A 15,086-nucleotide genomic window follows, 5' to 3' on the forward strand; every position below is an offset into this window, starting at 1 on the left:
TAATCAGTAATACAATAAAAAAGCCGAGCACTTTTACAAGGGCTCGGCTTTTTGTTGTCTGTATGTTTAATACTAAACGAAATCAGTAAAGAGCGCCCAATAAGCACCGCCCTTTACTCAAACATTAAAAATCAAACTGTAAGTAAACCGTATTGTAATTACTGCCGCCTTTAATACGACCAAACTGTGAAGCTTGCTCAAAAATAGCAGAACGGTGGTGCATGCTGTAGCCAAGCCATACATTGTCTAAAGCACGTTGATTAAATAAATCACCAATATTTACATCTAACGATAAGTCGATGTAGTTTAACAGCTTACTTGGCTCGTAGCCTTTATCTGCTAATTCAGTGCGCTCAATGTAAGTTACATTACTCACATACGATAAGCCTTCAGCTACACCCAAGCGCCACTTCACTGGCCAATTGACGGTATAGTATGCTTTTATTGCCATCACTAGCTCTGCAGATAAATCTTGCACCTCAGATTGCCAATGCGTCACGAAACCTGGGGTCAAATAAATATCCAGTGGTATACCAAATAAGTTATCCGTTAGCGGGTGGCCATAAAATACTGAGGTTAACTGGTTATTATATTCATCTTTAACCGTCTCTCCTGCTAAGATATCCCCCATATTAGAAGGCGTTGCCCAACCGTGTGCTACCCGTAAATACGGTTTAGTCGAGATGGACGATCTCTCAGTTTTCGAGGAATCATTAAAGAAACCAAAACCAGCATAGAATTCAGATTGCCAATTGTTATCAACGGTATCGGAATGGCGAACATTGCGATCAAAACGCGTTGCGTATGCCCCACCAAGCAAGTACAAATTCGATGTTACGTGGTAACGAAGCTTACCACCTACTTTAATATCTGAACCACCGCCAATATGTTCCTGATTAAAGCCGTAGTAATGCGTATTATAATCTGATGTTTTATTAATCAAGGTTGCTGAAGGATGAAAATACCAGTCCCCAACTTCATACTTGGCACCAACTTCTAAATTGGCTTGAAAATGTGCATCAGGATCTGTTACCACTTCAGCAAAGCTGTATACATTATCGTCCCATTGATACCTTAGCTGTATACCACCCATACCGGTATCGCCACCAATCGAATTTTGGTAGATCGCAGGAATGTCGATGAAGTGCATTCGTAAGACAGCATTAGCTGAAAACTCATCTTTTTTATAGAGCTGGTAACCTGTTTCAGTCCCATTAATATAAAACTTATCGCCTCGATAAAACATCATAGGCACAAAAGACATGACGGATGAATCGTCAACACCAGCGCCTTGCGAATAGGGAATACTCGCCTGACGAACAACGGCAGCGAGACCCCACCTCTTTTCTTGTTCGCGATGCTCTCGCAACGCCTCAACACTGGCCGTTTCGGATAGTTGTTCATTTGTATCGGCAAAAGATGCCACCGGTAACACTGCGGATAAAGCCAGTGTTAAGCCAAGCCAATGTTTCAAGTAGGATTCCTCAGGTAAACAGTTGTATTAATGACAGCATAGTGCTTTCAGTCATTAGTACCGCACATATATACATCGAAGTCCGATTTTATCAGATAAAACTGCGAGGTTTATCAAATTCTTGTCATTAAGACATAAAAAAACCTGATATTTCTATCAGGTCTTATTCATTCAGTTTATTAGCAATCGTTATTACTGTTTAGCGGCAATCTCGACACGCTTAAGTTCTTTAACTGCTTTGCTTACTTCGCGACGTTCTTTAGATAGTTCCGCACTTACAATGATATGATCATCAACGCGGTCTTCATAATCGCCTTTCATGTTTTCAACGATTTCAACGATTTCGTCGTGGCTCATACCAGGGCGGATGTATTCCATTAGGTTTTCTAACAGCTCAACACGCTTACGGTTGTCGCGGATTTTACGATCGTTGTCTAAGATTTCACGCTTAAGTTTATTCTTACGACGTGCTTGACGAACCAACTCTAGGATATTGTTCATTATTTGTCCTTATTTAAATCTACTAAACCCTTGCTGCAAAACGTTATATCAGAAAGTACTACCCAAGCTCAAGCAACCAAGTCGCTTCACCCCTTTTATTTCATCTGCCATGATTTTAAACATACAAATGCTTGGCTTAGTATAATTAGCAATTATGACAAAATGGTATAACTTCAAAGTTCATTGAATTTAACACTTATTGATGTGAATTAGCCCACAATTTAACCGCTCAAACATTTGCTTTTTTAGCCACAGTGCCTAGTCTTTTGGTGACCGATAGTTTTTTCGATGTCGGTAACTAGCTGCAACGCTTCAAAATACACCGCTAGGTATGTTGTCTGAAGGTATCCGGTTTTAGTTATCACTGTTGTTATAAGGACTATTGGCAATTTGTTGAAGTAAGGAATTCAGGAGACAACATGTCTAAAGCAACAGGTACCGTTAAGTGGTTTAACGAAGAGAAAGGTTTTGGTTTTATCACTCAAGATAATGGCGGTGCTGATGTATTCGTTCATTTCCGCGCAATCACTGGCGATGGCTTTAAAACACTAGCAGAAGGCCAAAAAGTTTCGTACGAAACTGAGCAAGGTCCAAAGGGCTTGCAAGCTGCTAACGTTGAAGCAATGTAATTGTTCTGAATACAAGATAATTCAGATAAAAGGGCTGTGTCATCACAGCCCTTTTTTTCGACATAAATGTAGCAATAATGGGTTAAACCTCCCCCACAAATACAGCTTTAACCCCTTCAAACCAAACACTTTTTTGCTTGATTAATGCGTCATCTATCACAGTTTGTTTTTCCACTGATGAATATTTAAAATATTATCTTGCCCAACCCTGAGCTCTGTGGCTTAATACTTCACGGCCTGTAATGCAGTCCTATTTATGCAAGTATTGAAAGACCCTTCGTTCTACCGCTTACAACTAAGCTATTGTCCTGAAGAGCTTCTCATTCTTTTGTCCATAAGTAATTCATTATGTTGGCTTAAGTACGCAATAGTGCGTGTTTTATATTTTTTTCAGGAGACATGTCATGTCTAAAGCAACTGGTATCGTTAAGTGGTTTAACGACGAGAAAGGTTTCGGTTTCATCACTCAAGACAACGGCGGCGCTGACGTATTCGTTCACTTCCGTGCTATCGCTGGCGAAGGTTTCAAATCTCTTGCTGAAGGTCAAAAAGTTTCTTTTGACATCGAGCAAGGTCAAAAAGGCCCTCAAGCTGCTAACGTTGAGCGTGCATAATTCTGATTTAGTCAGATTATAAAATTTCAAAAGGGTGTCTTCGGACGCCCTTTTTTACATCTAAAATTTATTCTGTTTTCTCTTTCTCTACTCATAACCTTCGCATCTCACCCAGATAGAGCGCTAAGCCAGCCCAAAAAGAACAAATACCCCGTTTGAACGGCATAATACCTTAGTTGATACTCTATTCTTTGCTACTATGAGGGCAGTAAAGTAATTCATCCCTGTAGGGAAAAATAATGAGTAATAACAATCATCAACCGACCATGCTTTGGTTAGATTATGAAACCTTTGGTGCTACACCATCGGTTGATCGCCCTTCTCAGTTTGCCGCTATTCGCACCGATATGGATCTCAATATCATTGGCGAGCCATTGGTTATCTACTGCAAACCGCCTAGTGATTACCTTCCATCACCTGAAGCATGCCTAATCACAGGCATCACGCCACAAGAAGCGATGGAGAAAGGTTTACCAGAACATGAGTTTATTGCCAAAATTCATGATGAGCTGTCCAAACCAAACACATGTGTCATTGGTTACAACAACGTGCGCTTTGATGATGAGGTGAGCCGTTATACTCTTTATCGTAACTTCTTTGACCCATACGCGTGGAGTTGGAAAAACGGTAACTCACGCTGGGATCTGCTCGATATCATGCGCACCTGCTACGCCCTTCGTCCAGAAGGCGTAAACTGGCCAACCAATGAAGAAGGCTTCCCTAGCTTTAAATTGGAGCACCTTTCTGTTGCGAACGGCATTGAACACGCCAATGCACACGATGCAATGGCCGATGTGTACGCCACGATTGAGTTGGCGAAGATCCTCAAGAAAAACCAGCCTAAACTGTTTAGCTACCTGTTTGATCTTCGTAACAAGCGTAAGCTACAAGAACTTATCGACATTATTAATTTAACGCCGTTAGTGCATGTGTCGGGGATGTTTGGCTCTGAGTGCGGTAATACCAGTTGGATTGTTCCAATGGAGTGGCACCCTGATAATAAAAACGCAGTGATCACGGTTAACTTAGCCAAAGATCCAACACCATTGATTGAGCTTGATGCCGACACGCTACGCGAACGTCTTTACACCAAACGCAGTGAGCTTGGCCCAGATGAGCTACCTGTACCAGTCAAACTTGTACATATCAATAAATGCCCAGTGCTTGCGCCAGCCAAAACACTGAAGGCTGACGATGCAGAACGCCTAGGCATTGATCGTGAACTTTGCCTTAAACATCTTCAAATGCTTAAAGCACACCCTGAAGTGCGTGAGAAATTAGTTGAAATATTCAGTGTCGACCGTGAATTTGAACCACATGATAACGTCGATGCCAAACTGTACGATGGCTTCTTCTCTCATGCTGACCGTACCGCGATGGATATTATCCGTGAAATGGATCCGCTAGAACTTGTCGACTTTGAACCGCAAGTTGCGGATGCCCGTATTAAGCCTTTGCTATTTCGCTATCGTGCGCGCAACTTCCCACTCACACTGACTCAGCAGGAACAGATCCGTTGGAAGCACCATTGCCAAGATTACTTTGAAAGCCACTTACCCGCTTACATTGAAAATCTTGATAACGTTGCGATGGAACACCAAAGTGACGAGAAGAAGATGGCTATTCTGAAAAAAGTGTATGACTACGTTATCCAGCTAGCCTAATTTAACGGCACATCAGAAAAACAGCTTAAACTCTTAAGTTATTTAAAAGAAAGGCTTTCTTATACACCCTGATAACCTTCGTTTTCAGGGTGTTTTTAATAAGACAGTTTCCACTCATCAAAAGTTGAAGGAACAGCCGTAGCCAGTCACACTTAATCTACTGAACATAAATAGCACAAGCTAGGTTCAACCCATGGATAGCATTAAGTGGTAGCTATGACGACAAAAGCCCTGACACGCTGTTATCGTTTCCCCAGCGTTGATTTTGAACCCGATCTACGGGTATTAGTTTGGCAAGATGGTTCTGAGACCATGTTAACTGTGCATGAATCACGCTTGCTTGAAGCGCTGTGCTACAGCGCAGGTGAGGTTATTAACCCTCAAGCACTGTACGATAAGACATTTATCCAACTCGAATCCTACGACGAAAATGGCCACACTAATTTCGACCTTAATGCACTTTTAGTATCGCTCAATCGCAAACTAAACCCCCAACAAGATCAGCCTGCAATTACGATAGAGATCGTTGCACATTATGGCTTTCGCGTTCCCCTTCCCTGTAAAACATGTCGACTTGTACATGCATTTAAAGAGTCGAAGTTTACCCAGTTTACTAACGACAAAACCGACAAGAGTAAGCCTTCAGAATCAGCCACTGAGCATATTGTAAAGCACAGTATGTTGCACAAGATTTCTGTCTTTTTGCTTGCCGCTGCGGGCATCGCATTGTTCTTTCTTGCCGACAACATCTTACTGTGATTTATCTAAAGACATCGCCAGATAGGCTAAAGATTCATCACAACGCCTGTGTTTACTACTTAACAATATGCACGAAATAAGTGTGGCGTAGGTCACACTTATTTTGTATGATGAATGCACCACACAAAAGCACCACCACTGGCATCACATAAAAGCATGAGTTATCTACGCTCCTTCAGCATTATTCTCGTCTGCCTTTTCTTGGGTAAAGGCATACAAGCATTACTCGGTCTCGCTATACCCGGTAGCATTCTAGGCATGCTTATTCTCTTTGGTTTACTTTCTGCTGGCCTTATACGTTCCCATTGGGTGCAATCAGGTTGCCATTTCTTAATTCGTTACATGGCATTGTTATTTGTTCCTGTGGGTGTTGGCCTTATGGATCACTTTGCTTTACTAAGCGCCAATAGTCTTCCTATTTTACTCAGCACCATCGGCAGTAGCTTAGTCGTCTTTCTTGTTATCGGTATTGCAGCGCACCATAAGGAAAAATAATGATCTGGTTAATCACAACCTTAGTCGTTTTCTATATCGCTCGTCTTATTTCAAAACGACTTCAGCATCCTATCGTCAACCCTTTGCTTATTTGTCTCATCATTATTATCCCTTTGCTTATGTGGCTAAACGTACCTTATGAGACTTATTTTGAACAAAACAAATGGTTAAATGCCTTATTAGAACCCGCCGTTGTTGCCCTTGCATTCCCGCTTTATGAGCAACTGTCACAAATCCGTGCAAAGTGGAAAACCATTTTTACTGTTTGCTTTATTGGCAGTGTTCTTTCTATGGTAACGGGGGCTGGTATTGCGTTTGCGCTTGGTGCAAATGTCGAGTTAGTAGCCAGCATCTTACCTAAATCTGTAACGACACCCATTGCGATGGCTGTGGCAGAGCAAATTGGGGGCGTACCCGCTATTGCAGCCATTATGGTGATCATTGCAGGGTTATTCGGTGCCGTACTGGGCTATCCACTCTTTAAGCTGGCTGGTATTCAAGCACCAATAGCAAAAGGGTTAACAATGGGGACAGTTTCACATGCACTTGGTACCGCAAAAGCGGCTGAAGAAAACTATCAGGAAGGTGCTTTTAGTTCACTGGCTTTAGTGATTTGTGGAGTGATGACCTCAATACTTGCCCCTGTACTTTTTCCATTGATTGCATCTTTGTTTGGTTACTAATTATGTGCAAGTAATCGAATATAAAACTAATTCATTGAAAAATAAGGATATCAATTTTCGACCTTTGTGTGACCTCACTCTCAGATATGTAATGGGTGAAACAAGATAAATGACAACGTGATCAGGATCACACTATTATTCTATTGACCTGTCTACAATATTTCTCCATACACAAGACGGAGAAATCCACCATGCACACTAAAGTAATGGATGCTTTAGGTTCTTTACCGGCTGATCTTGCAACTGCAATTAAGCCTATGCTGGAAGATGGCAATTTCGATGCTACCATCAGTGCGGAGCAATTCGACAACTTACTCAGCCAAACTCATATGACTGACAGCGAATTGCGCGTTGCGTTGCTTCCTCTTGCAGCCACGTATTCTGTGTCTCCCCTTTCTCATTTTTGTGTAGGTGCTGTGGTTAGAGGTAACTCCGGTCGCCTATACTTCGGCGGCAATATGGAATTTGTCGGCGCTGCACTTTCGCAAACGGTCCACGCAGAACAATCTGCGATTAGCCACGCTTGGGTTAAAGGCGAAACGGGTGTTAAAGATATCACCATTAACTACAGCCCTTGTGGTCACTGTCGCCAATTCATGAATGAACTGAGCACAGCAGACACCATTAAAGTTCAGTTACCTGAGCGTGAAGAAAAAACACTACAACAGTATTTACCAGAATCATTCGGCCCAAATGATTTAGGCATCACCGAAAGACTGTTAACCGAAATCAACCATGGCCTTGGTGTTGATGAAGAAAGCGAGCTTGTTCAGGCAGCTTGCCAAGCCGCTAACCGCGCTCATGCGCCTTATACCAAGAACTTCAGTGGTGTTGCTTTAAAAGCTGATGACGGTCGTATTTTCGTTGGTATGTACGCTGAAAATGCCGCATTCAACCCAAGCCTACCACCGCTGCAAGTGGCACTGATCAACATGAACATGGCCGGTTACGAGTTAAACCGTATTGCTGAAGCCGCACTTGTTGAGCAAAGTAGCAGTATTAGTCACCTTGCTGATACAAAAAATACACTCGAAGCACTCAACCCAGATATTCCATTAACTTATAGCGCTCTGTAAGTTATACGATATCTGTAAAAGACAGTTTTAGTACCTGTAGAAAAAGCGATGTTCATTTATTGGCATCGCTTTTTTCATTTATGCTTGGTGATATAAGTTCACAGGCGTATGATTCTGCAAATTATTAATACTATTCATCAGACAGTGCCTCTTACTCATGTCTCAACACCATAATCCAATCCAAGGCGCGAGCTGGATGCTCACCGCAGGCCTAGCGTTTGCCATTGTTAATAGCCTAGCTCAAGTACTGAGCGTGAAGCTTCACCTACCTTCCACTACCGTTGCGTTTATTCAATACTTTATTGCCTTAATTGCAATGCTGCCTTGGCTTAGATCGTTAGGACTACGCCAAGCACTGCGCACCCAGCACTTCGGCTTACATTGCTTTCGGGTGTTTCTTTCTGTTATTGGTATTCAGCTGTGGTTATGGGCGTTAGCTTATCCCGTTCCTATTTGGCAAGGTATTGCCCTTCTCATGACTTCACCGTTATTCGCGACCATAGGCTCCGGCTTATTCTTGCGTGAACGTGTAGGTGCCGCGCGCTGGTTTGCTACCTTGGCTGGCTTTGTCGGGGCAATGATCATTCTAGAACCTTGGAGTGACGATTTTAGCTGGGCAACGCTACTGCCCGTTGGTGCCGCTTTCTTCTGGGCCAGCTATTCATTAATGGTGAAGAAAATGTCAGCGCACGATTCACCAACCACCATGGTGGTGTATCTGTTACTGCTGATAACACCTTTCAATATTTTGCTGGCGTTACCTGATTTTACAATGCCAACGTCTGTCGAAACTTGGGGACTATTAGTAGGTGCGGGCCTATTAACAGGGTTAGCACAATGGGCCATTGCTAAAGCTTATGCGGTTGCCGATGCATCGTTTGTTCAGCCTTTCGACCATGCCAAATTACCACTCAATGTATTAGCAGGCTGGGTTGTGTTTGGCTGGGCACCTCCAGGTCGATTATGGCTGGGGGCGGCAATCATTATTGCTTCTGTTGCCTTCATTACCCATTGGGAAAGTAGAAAACGAGTTTAGCGCTAAATAAACCTGATGCAGGATCTCTTATCACCCTGCATCAGGTTATATTCCCATCTCGCTATGCACTTTAGTTGTTAAAAATAAAAAGTAATTATCCAATCTCACTTTCAATAACCGTCTCTTCTTAGATAACTCTGAAATAACAAACAAATACATTTCTATCAGTCCAGTTATTGTCAGTTTACTTTACACAACGCCCCCATGAACATATGCCAAGCTCTCATAACATTCTAATAATTAAGAATAATTTTTATTGGCATTATAGTTGCTTAGTTGAATATGAATCTATGAATGGAGGCGACTATCATGAAACGTTCGACCACAAAATCAGTACTATCTTCACTTGCCCTAAGCTCTACCCTGTTTTTTTCACAAGTAGCCAATGCTCAATATATTGACTTGTTCGCATTTAGCGGTTTTTTGTCATCAGATGAAACAGGTATCGTCCAAGACGACTCTTTTGATATAGCAAACGTTGGTTTTTCAACGTTCCCAAGTAATATACACACGTCATTTAGTGCATCTCTGGATGCAAACAATTTTGGAACATTGAACTGGAAAGTAATTAATAATACTGGGTCTACACTGTCAAACTCACAGTTCGTCACTATGCTTGATGCGGCTATATTTGATGATGAGTTCGATTGGGATGTTTCTGATGATATGGCATCACCTTATACAGGGACTACAGCAGATTCATGGGAGGTCGCTGAGGGCTTCGACCTAGCTTTAAATCTTCCTTTTGATTTAGCACTCCTAAATACAATTACTTTACCTAGCTTTTTTTCTACTGGTCTAGCTCTCGGTTTTGACTTGGGTAATTTATCACAAGGCGCTGTTGTTGACTTTAACCTATCAATATCACCTAACGGCCCAGGCCTTCGTTTATTTGATGATATGAATTCAGGCTTTTATTTCGATGGCACTGTATCTGTACCTGAACCACACACTGTACCTTTATTCTTATCTTTCCTTTCAGGGCTCATTTTATTCCGTCATAAATTCTCATTTCTAAAACATAAAGCTAAATAGCTATCGCTTACATTTAAACATCATCCAAATTTTGCACCTTGAGCTATCTATGCTCCCTCAGGAGGAAATAATGGAACCAAGCACCTCACCTACTATTTATAAGCGATTATTATACGGTTCGATTGCTTGTGCTTTTATTTCATTAAGTGGTATTGCTATCGCTGAAGTAGAAGATGACCAATTAGTTGAGCCGCCAGAAACACCAGAGAGCTTAATTCCGATTGCATTAACCAATTTAAAACCTCCACTACCCAATTTAGACAACATTATTCAAGACAAAAGTTGGGCGATTAAACTGGGAAAATCTTTATTTTGGGATCAACAAGCAGGGAGTGATGGACAAGCATGTGCCAGTTGTCACTTTAAAGCAGGGGCCGACAATCGAATAACCAATGTACTAAGTCCGGGCTTAAGACGGGTTGATGACAACGAAAATCCAGACCCAGATATGACCTTCGGTGGTTCGCCTCCCCTTTCTCCAAATGCGACCGCTGGCTTGACAGCAAGTGGAGCAATTGCGGAACCCAATATAACGTTGACGCCCGACGATTTTCCATTTCATCAATTACAAAACCCTTTGAAGCGGAAGTCCAACGTACTGTATTCAACAAATGATGTCGCTTCCTCACCAGGTACATTCGACGGTTCATTTGGTACGACAATTCCACGCGACCTAGATGAGTACTGTGGTGACCCAAGTGGCGATCTATTTCATACCTTATCCCACTACCCGACACGAAAAGTAGAACCGCGCAATACACCTACAGTGATTAATTCGGCTTACAACTTCCGCAACTTTTGGGATGGGCGAGCAAATAATGTTTTTAATGGTGTAGATCCATTTGGCCGCCGTAATCAGGATGCGCGTATAGTGGTTCTATCAGGGCGTACACCACAACTTGCAGAACTCGATTTACGTAATGCATCACTTGCGTCACAAGCCGTTGGCCCAACTCTAAGCGACTTTGAAATGTCATGTGCTGGACGTACGTTTGCTGATGTAGGGCGCCGTATGATGAGCTTACGCCCATTGGCAACTCAAGATGTTGCGCCAGATGATAGTCAACTAGGCAGTTTGGTTCACCCTAGTGGGCAAGGTTTGACGCTTAGCTATGCACGTATGATCCGCATGGCATTTAAGCCTCAATATTGGGCTGGACGCGGTACCTATAGCATTGATACAAGTTCAAGCTCCCCAACACTTGTCATGGACGCTAATGGGCATACCCAGGCAGAACTTAACTTTTCAATGTTCTGGGGAATCGCCATCATGCTATACGAGGCAGAACTCTTATCCGATCAATCGCCTTTCGACAAATTCCGAGGTTGTAAATCTCCTCACTGTACCCCTGAAATCCCAGAAGACGATAGTGCGTTAACTGACATTGAGAAAGATGGATTAATGGTCTTTGTTGATAAAGGGAAATGTGTCAATTGTCATAATGGGCCTGAATTCAGCTCAGCTGCAACACATTTACAAGCTGAAAATGAGGAAGAAGGCTTAGTTGAACGCATGCTAATGGCTGATAATCGAGTCGCGTTATATGACAATGGTTTCTATAACATAGGTGTAACCCCAACCAAAGAAGACTTGGGAGTCGGCGCAGAAGATCAATGGGGTAACCCGTTGTCGTTTACTCGTCAATTTATCCAAATACTACTTGGAAATAATGTACCTGACCCATTCGAAGTCGATCCATGTACCTTTGAAGTGCTAGCTATCAATAATCTTCCTTGTGATAAGGATAAGCAACTGAATAAGCTAACTAAACGAGTCCTCGCAGGTAAGGAAAATGATGCTGTCGACGGTGCATTTAAAACCTCAACGCTACGTAATATCGCACTAACGGCGCCATACTTCCATAGCGGAGGTTATGCCACCTTAGAGCAAGTCGTAGAGTTCTATAACCGTGGTGCGAACCACCGTGGAACAAAGAAAAATAACACTACGGGGTATGGAAAACATAAATCAAATCTCGACCCTGATATTCAAGAACTAGGGTTGACTGAATATGAACAAGAAGCACTTGTTGCTTTCCTAAAAACCCTCACCGATGATCGTGTTAGCTGTGAAAAAGCACCTTTTGATCACCCAAGCATAACGGTTTCTGTCGGGCACTTTGATGCCGATTCTGACGGTAATAATCGTGCTGATGATAAATGGGAAACTTTCGCTGCGGTTGGCGCAGGAGGCTTAACGCCGGATAAATGTTGGAAAAATTCAGGTAACCTCTTTGATCAAGGAGGCCCTATTTAAAACTGGCTTACTTCTCTTCCAACAACAAAGCACCACCCTCTGCCTCTGGGTGGTGCTTTACAATAAATAACTGCACCTTTCTAGAAACGAATACGAAAGCCCAATGCAGCTTCAAGATCCAAATCGACTTCTTCAACCACATACAAAGATGGCCCTAACTCGCCATAAAGCTCAAAGTTGTTCACTGGTAGCTCAAAACCCACCCCCGATCGTACACCGACTTTCTTATTATGATGATCGACATACTGCGCACCCACAAAGGTGTATAAGCTATCCAGCTTACGGTTATCCGCTAATGTACCAAGGTTGAAGGTTTTATCGAATGCCACACCAAATTTTTCGACACCTAACGAAAAACGTAAGTCATCGTGTTTATACTGAATGCCAGACATCGGGCTACCAAGAAATACACCGATCCCTTTAGATGCATGTGCCGAGAAAGGTACTGCAGCAATCAATGCTAAACCTACTAACAACTTTTTCATTGGTTATTTACCTATTTATGACGCTCAAAACAAAACAAGAGCACTGAGCTTTCCTGTTGAATCCCTATACTCTAGCGGTTCGTACCTTGTTTAACGAGCTTAGCGCCTAAACTCTGACAATCATTTTACAAAAGCAAAGGAACGTTTTCTGATAAACCAATATGTACCGTAATAAATCAGCAAATAGCTCTCACTCATTAACCTTATATCCTGTCGTCTGATTAACTCTTAATCAAGTACACCGCCACGCAAAGCAAACGTTTGCGCAAAAGTGTAAATCAGGTATGATCAGCATCAGTTTAAATACTCACTCGTAAGGATTATCAATGTTAGGTTCAGCTACTCGCCCTGATGCAACTCGTGTTCTTCTTCTTGGTTCTGGTGAATTAGGTAAAGAAGTCGCCATTGAATGCCAGCGTTTAGGCCTAGAAGTGATTGCTGTTGATCGCTATGCAGGTGCACCAGCCATGCACGTTGCTCACCGTAGCCACGTAATTGATATGTTGGATGGTGAAGCATTAAAGCGTGTTATTGCACTAGAGAAGCCCCATTACGTTGTTCCTGAAATTGAAGCTATCGCAACTGACACTCTGGTTGAGCTTGAAGCTGACGGGGTGAACGTTGTACCAACGGCAAATGCAACTAAGCTAACAATGAACCGCGAAGGTATTCGTCGCTTAGCTGCAGAGACGCTCTCTATTCCAACCTCTCCTTACGAATTCTCTGAGCAATACGATGATTTTGTCGCCTCAGTAGAGCGCATTGGTACACCTTGCGTTGTGAAACCTATTATGAGCTCATCGGGTAAAGGTCAGAGTGTGATTAAAACCCCTGCTGATATCGAATCAGCGTGGAAGTATGCACAAGAAGGTGGTCGTGCTGGTGCGGGTCGTGTCATTGTCGAGGGATTTGTTGAGTTCGATTATGAAATCACCCTACTTACAGTGCGTGCAGCTGATGGCGTACATTTCTGTGCGCCTATCGGTCACCGCCAAGAAGATGGTGATTACCGTGAATCATGGCAACCACAGCAGATGTCTGATAAAGCACTAGCAGCTGCGCAAGCCGTGTCAGAAAAAGTAGTAAATGCATTGGGTGGTTATGGCTTATTCGGTGTAGAGCTATTTATCAAAGGCGACGAAGTATTATTTAGTGAAGTATCACCTCGCCCACACGATACGGGTATGGTTACGCTTATCTCGCAAGAGCTATCAGAGTTCGCCCTACACGTACGCGCTTTCTTAGGTTTACCGATCCACAGCATTAACCAATTTGGTCCATCTGCATCAGCGGTTGTTCTTGCGGAAGGTACTTCGCAAAACATTCGCTTTGATAACCTAACCGCAGCGTTATCACGCCCTCAAACGCAAATTCGTTTATTTGGCAAACCAGAAATTGATGGTCGTCGCCGTTTGGGTGTTGCGTTAACACGCCGTGACAGCATCGACCAAGCTGTTGAAGATGCAGTAGCAACAGCCGCTGATGTAAAAGTTGTTTTCTAACGAACTGAGACTAGCGTCTTAAACAGGGTCAATTAAGTGACCCTGTCACCAGCAAACGATCGTCATCATAGTGATGTCATAAAAAAGGAGCACTTAAGCTCCTTTTTTCACATGTCTACCGCGACGAATTAATTATCAGATTTATAACGCTAAAACTGGCGTTTCAATCAACCATGCTTCTTCAGCAAATCGCGTAATACCCTGCTTGCGTCGAGGGTGAGACTCATCTTTTTCATCACGTTCAAGCAGCGTGATCTTACAACCTTCAAATAACGCATTCACTTCCGCTTCTGCGACAGAAAATGGAGGGCCATTTAGCTGCTCTTGCGGGTAATCCAGCGTAATAAGCAAAATGCGACCACCAGGCTTAGTTAACGACAATAAACGCTCAGCATATTGCTTGCGCAGTGTTTCAGGCATAGCTATCAGGGCCGCACGATCGTAAACAACATCCGTCGGCTCAACCGGTACAGTGAAGAAGTCGCCACAGTGAATTTTAATTTCATCAAATTCATAAATCGCTTCACCGTTGCCCTGCTCTATCACCATCGGCGTATACAGGTGCTCAGCAAAGAATGAGCGTACTGCTATCTGACTCAACTCGACACCAATAACACGACTGTGTTTCTGTGCAAGCCAGTCTAAATCGATAGATTTACCACACATAGGCACCAACACGCTGTCTTCTCGTGTCGCGCCTAATGCCGACCAATATTTTAATAGTAGTGGGTTTGCATCATCCAAATGAAATCCAATACGATTTTCAGCCCAACGGCTATGCCAAAATTCTGCATCCATTTTGATTTTCTCTTAACTGACTTTTTATTTTATCTAGAACGGATCTAGCTTGTATTGACCCTAGCATACCAATCCCGC

At 42.8% G+C, this 15,086-nt stretch carries 15 protein-coding genes; 11 read left to right on the forward strand and 4 right to left on the reverse strand.

All coding sequences use genetic code 11. From position 1 onward, the window contains the following. Positions 1–124: 124 nt before the first annotated feature. Together L4C35_RS01360 and L4C35_RS01365 are read right to left on the reverse strand one after the other, a co-directional pair. Complete coding sequence (locus L4C35_RS01360) at positions 125–1,474, reverse strand: MipA/OmpV family protein (RefSeq protein ID WP_428461191.1); 1,350 nt, start codon at positions 1,472–1,474, stop codon at positions 125–127. Between the two features lie 192 nt (positions 1,475–1,666). Further along, positions 1,667–1,975 carry a DUF496 family protein gene (locus L4C35_RS01365; RefSeq protein ID WP_048898345.1) on the reverse strand — a complete coding sequence of 103 codons (309 nt, stop codon included), beginning with the start codon at positions 1,973–1,975 and terminating at the stop codon, positions 1,667–1,669. Between the two features lie 419 nt (positions 1,976–2,394). On the opposite strand from L4C35_RS01365, the gene cspE (L4C35_RS01370) reads away from it, so the two are divergent. From cspE (L4C35_RS01370) to L4C35_RS01415, 10 genes are all read left to right on the forward strand, one after another. Further along, positions 2,395–2,604, forward strand: coding sequence for a transcription antiterminator/RNA stability regulator CspE (gene cspE / locus L4C35_RS01370; protein WP_062689041.1), 210 nt, complete (start codon positions 2,395–2,397; stop codon positions 2,602–2,604). Positions 2,605–3,008: 404 nt separating this feature from the next. Then, a complete protein-coding gene (gene cspE / locus L4C35_RS01375; RefSeq protein WP_428461192.1) occupies positions 3,009–3,218 on the forward strand; it encodes a transcription antiterminator/RNA stability regulator CspE in 210 nt (69 codons plus the stop codon). A 239-nt stretch (positions 3,219–3,457) separates the two neighbouring features. Beyond that, the gene (sbcB, locus tag L4C35_RS01380) at positions 3,458–4,882 is read left to right on the forward strand and encodes an exodeoxyribonuclease I (protein WP_428461193.1); all 1,425 of its coding nucleotides are present in this window, start codon (positions 3,458–3,460) and stop codon (positions 4,880–4,882) included. 216 nt (positions 4,883–5,098) lie between these two features. After that, positions 5,099–5,641: a hypothetical protein gene (locus tag L4C35_RS01385; protein WP_428461194.1), complete on the forward strand. Its 543-nt coding sequence runs from the start codon at positions 5,099–5,101 to the stop codon at positions 5,639–5,641. A gap of 114 nt (positions 5,642–5,755) precedes the next feature. Next, a complete protein-coding gene (locus L4C35_RS01390) occupies positions 5,756–6,136 on the forward strand; it encodes a CidA/LrgA family protein (protein WP_428461195.1) in 381 nt (126 codons plus the stop codon). A gap of 2 nt (positions 6,137–6,138) precedes the next feature. Continuing rightward, a complete protein-coding gene (locus tag L4C35_RS01395) occupies positions 6,139–6,819 on the forward strand; it encodes a CidB/LrgB family autolysis modulator (RefSeq protein ID WP_428461547.1) in 681 nt (226 codons plus the stop codon). Between the two features lie 191 nt (positions 6,820–7,010). Continuing rightward, positions 7,011–7,895 (forward strand): cytidine deaminase, encoded by an 885-nt coding sequence (cdd, locus tag L4C35_RS01400; protein ID WP_428461196.1) that lies wholly within the window; start codon positions 7,011–7,013, stop codon positions 7,893–7,895. Between the two features lie 157 nt (positions 7,896–8,052). After that, complete coding sequence (locus L4C35_RS01405) at positions 8,053–8,931, forward strand: DMT family transporter (RefSeq protein WP_428461197.1); 879 nt, start codon at positions 8,053–8,055, stop codon at positions 8,929–8,931. A 309-nt stretch (positions 8,932–9,240) separates the two neighbouring features. Next, the gene (locus tag L4C35_RS01410) at positions 9,241–9,966 is read left to right on the forward strand and encodes a hypothetical protein (RefSeq protein ID WP_372021618.1); all 726 of its coding nucleotides are present in this window, start codon (positions 9,241–9,243) and stop codon (positions 9,964–9,966) included. A gap of 70 nt (positions 9,967–10,036) precedes the next feature. Next, positions 10,037–12,223, forward strand: coding sequence for a cytochrome-c peroxidase (locus L4C35_RS01415; protein WP_428461198.1), 2,187 nt, complete (start codon positions 10,037–10,039; stop codon positions 12,221–12,223). Positions 12,224–12,303: 80 nt separating this feature from the next. On the opposite strand, the gene L4C35_RS01420 is transcribed toward L4C35_RS01415, so the two are convergent. Then, positions 12,304–12,708 (reverse strand): hypothetical protein, encoded by a 405-nt coding sequence (locus L4C35_RS01420; RefSeq protein ID WP_428461199.1) that lies wholly within the window; start codon positions 12,706–12,708, stop codon positions 12,304–12,306. Between the two features lie 326 nt (positions 12,709–13,034). On the opposite strand from L4C35_RS01420, the gene purT reads away from it, so the two are divergent. Further along, positions 13,035–14,210 carry a formate-dependent phosphoribosylglycinamide formyltransferase gene (purT, locus tag L4C35_RS01425; RefSeq protein WP_428461200.1) on the forward strand — a complete coding sequence of 392 codons (1,176 nt, stop codon included), beginning with the start codon at positions 13,035–13,037 and terminating at the stop codon, positions 14,208–14,210. Positions 14,211–14,351: 141 nt separating this feature from the next. On the opposite strand, the gene L4C35_RS01430 is transcribed toward purT, so the two are convergent. Beyond that, on the reverse strand, positions 14,352–15,008 hold the full coding sequence (locus tag L4C35_RS01430; protein WP_428461201.1) for a thiopurine S-methyltransferase: 657 nt from the start codon (positions 15,006–15,008) through the stop codon (positions 14,352–14,354). Positions 15,009–15,086: the final 78 nt, after the last annotated feature.

The organism is Photobacterium kagoshimensis (assembly GCF_050337045.1).
In the GTDB taxonomy this organism is placed as follows: domain Bacteria; phylum Pseudomonadota; class Gammaproteobacteria; order Enterobacterales; family Vibrionaceae; genus Photobacterium; species Photobacterium kagoshimensis.

Excerpts from the sequence above, each read along its gene's own strand:
- L4C35_RS01365 (WP_048898345.1), bottom strand. The coding sequence starts at position 1,975 with ATGAACAATATCCTAGAGTTGGTTCGTCAAGCACGTCGTAAGAATAAA.
- cspE (WP_062689041.1), top strand. The coding sequence starts at position 2,395 with ATGTCTAAAGCAACAGGTACCGTTAAGTGGTTTAACGAAGAGAAAGGT.
- cspE (WP_428461192.1), top strand. The coding sequence starts at position 3,009 with ATGTCTAAAGCAACTGGTATCGTTAAGTGGTTTAACGACGAGAAAGGT.
- sbcB (WP_428461193.1), top strand. The coding sequence starts at position 3,458 with ATGAGTAATAACAATCATCAACCGACCATGCTTTGGTTAGATTATGAA.
- L4C35_RS01385 (WP_428461194.1), top strand. The coding sequence starts at position 5,099 with ATGACGACAAAAGCCCTGACACGCTGTTATCGTTTCCCCAGCGTTGAT.
- L4C35_RS01390 (WP_428461195.1), top strand. The coding sequence starts at position 5,756 with ATGCACCACACAAAAGCACCACCACTGGCATCACATAAAAGCATGAGT.
- cdd (WP_428461196.1), top strand. The coding sequence starts at position 7,011 with ATGCACACTAAAGTAATGGATGCTTTAGGTTCTTTACCGGCTGATCTT.
- L4C35_RS01405 (WP_428461197.1), top strand. The coding sequence starts at position 8,053 with ATGTCTCAACACCATAATCCAATCCAAGGCGCGAGCTGGATGCTCACC.
- L4C35_RS01410 (WP_372021618.1), top strand. The coding sequence starts at position 9,241 with ATGAAACGTTCGACCACAAAATCAGTACTATCTTCACTTGCCCTAAGC.
- L4C35_RS01415 (WP_428461198.1), top strand. The coding sequence starts at position 10,037 with ATGGAACCAAGCACCTCACCTACTATTTATAAGCGATTATTATACGGT.
- L4C35_RS01420 (WP_428461199.1), bottom strand. The coding sequence starts at position 12,708 with ATGAAAAAGTTGTTAGTAGGTTTAGCATTGATTGCTGCAGTACCTTTC.
- purT (WP_428461200.1), top strand. The coding sequence starts at position 13,035 with ATGTTAGGTTCAGCTACTCGCCCTGATGCAACTCGTGTTCTTCTTCTT.
- L4C35_RS01430 (WP_428461201.1), bottom strand. The coding sequence starts at position 15,008 with ATGGATGCAGAATTTTGGCATAGCCGTTGGGCTGAAAATCGTATTGGA.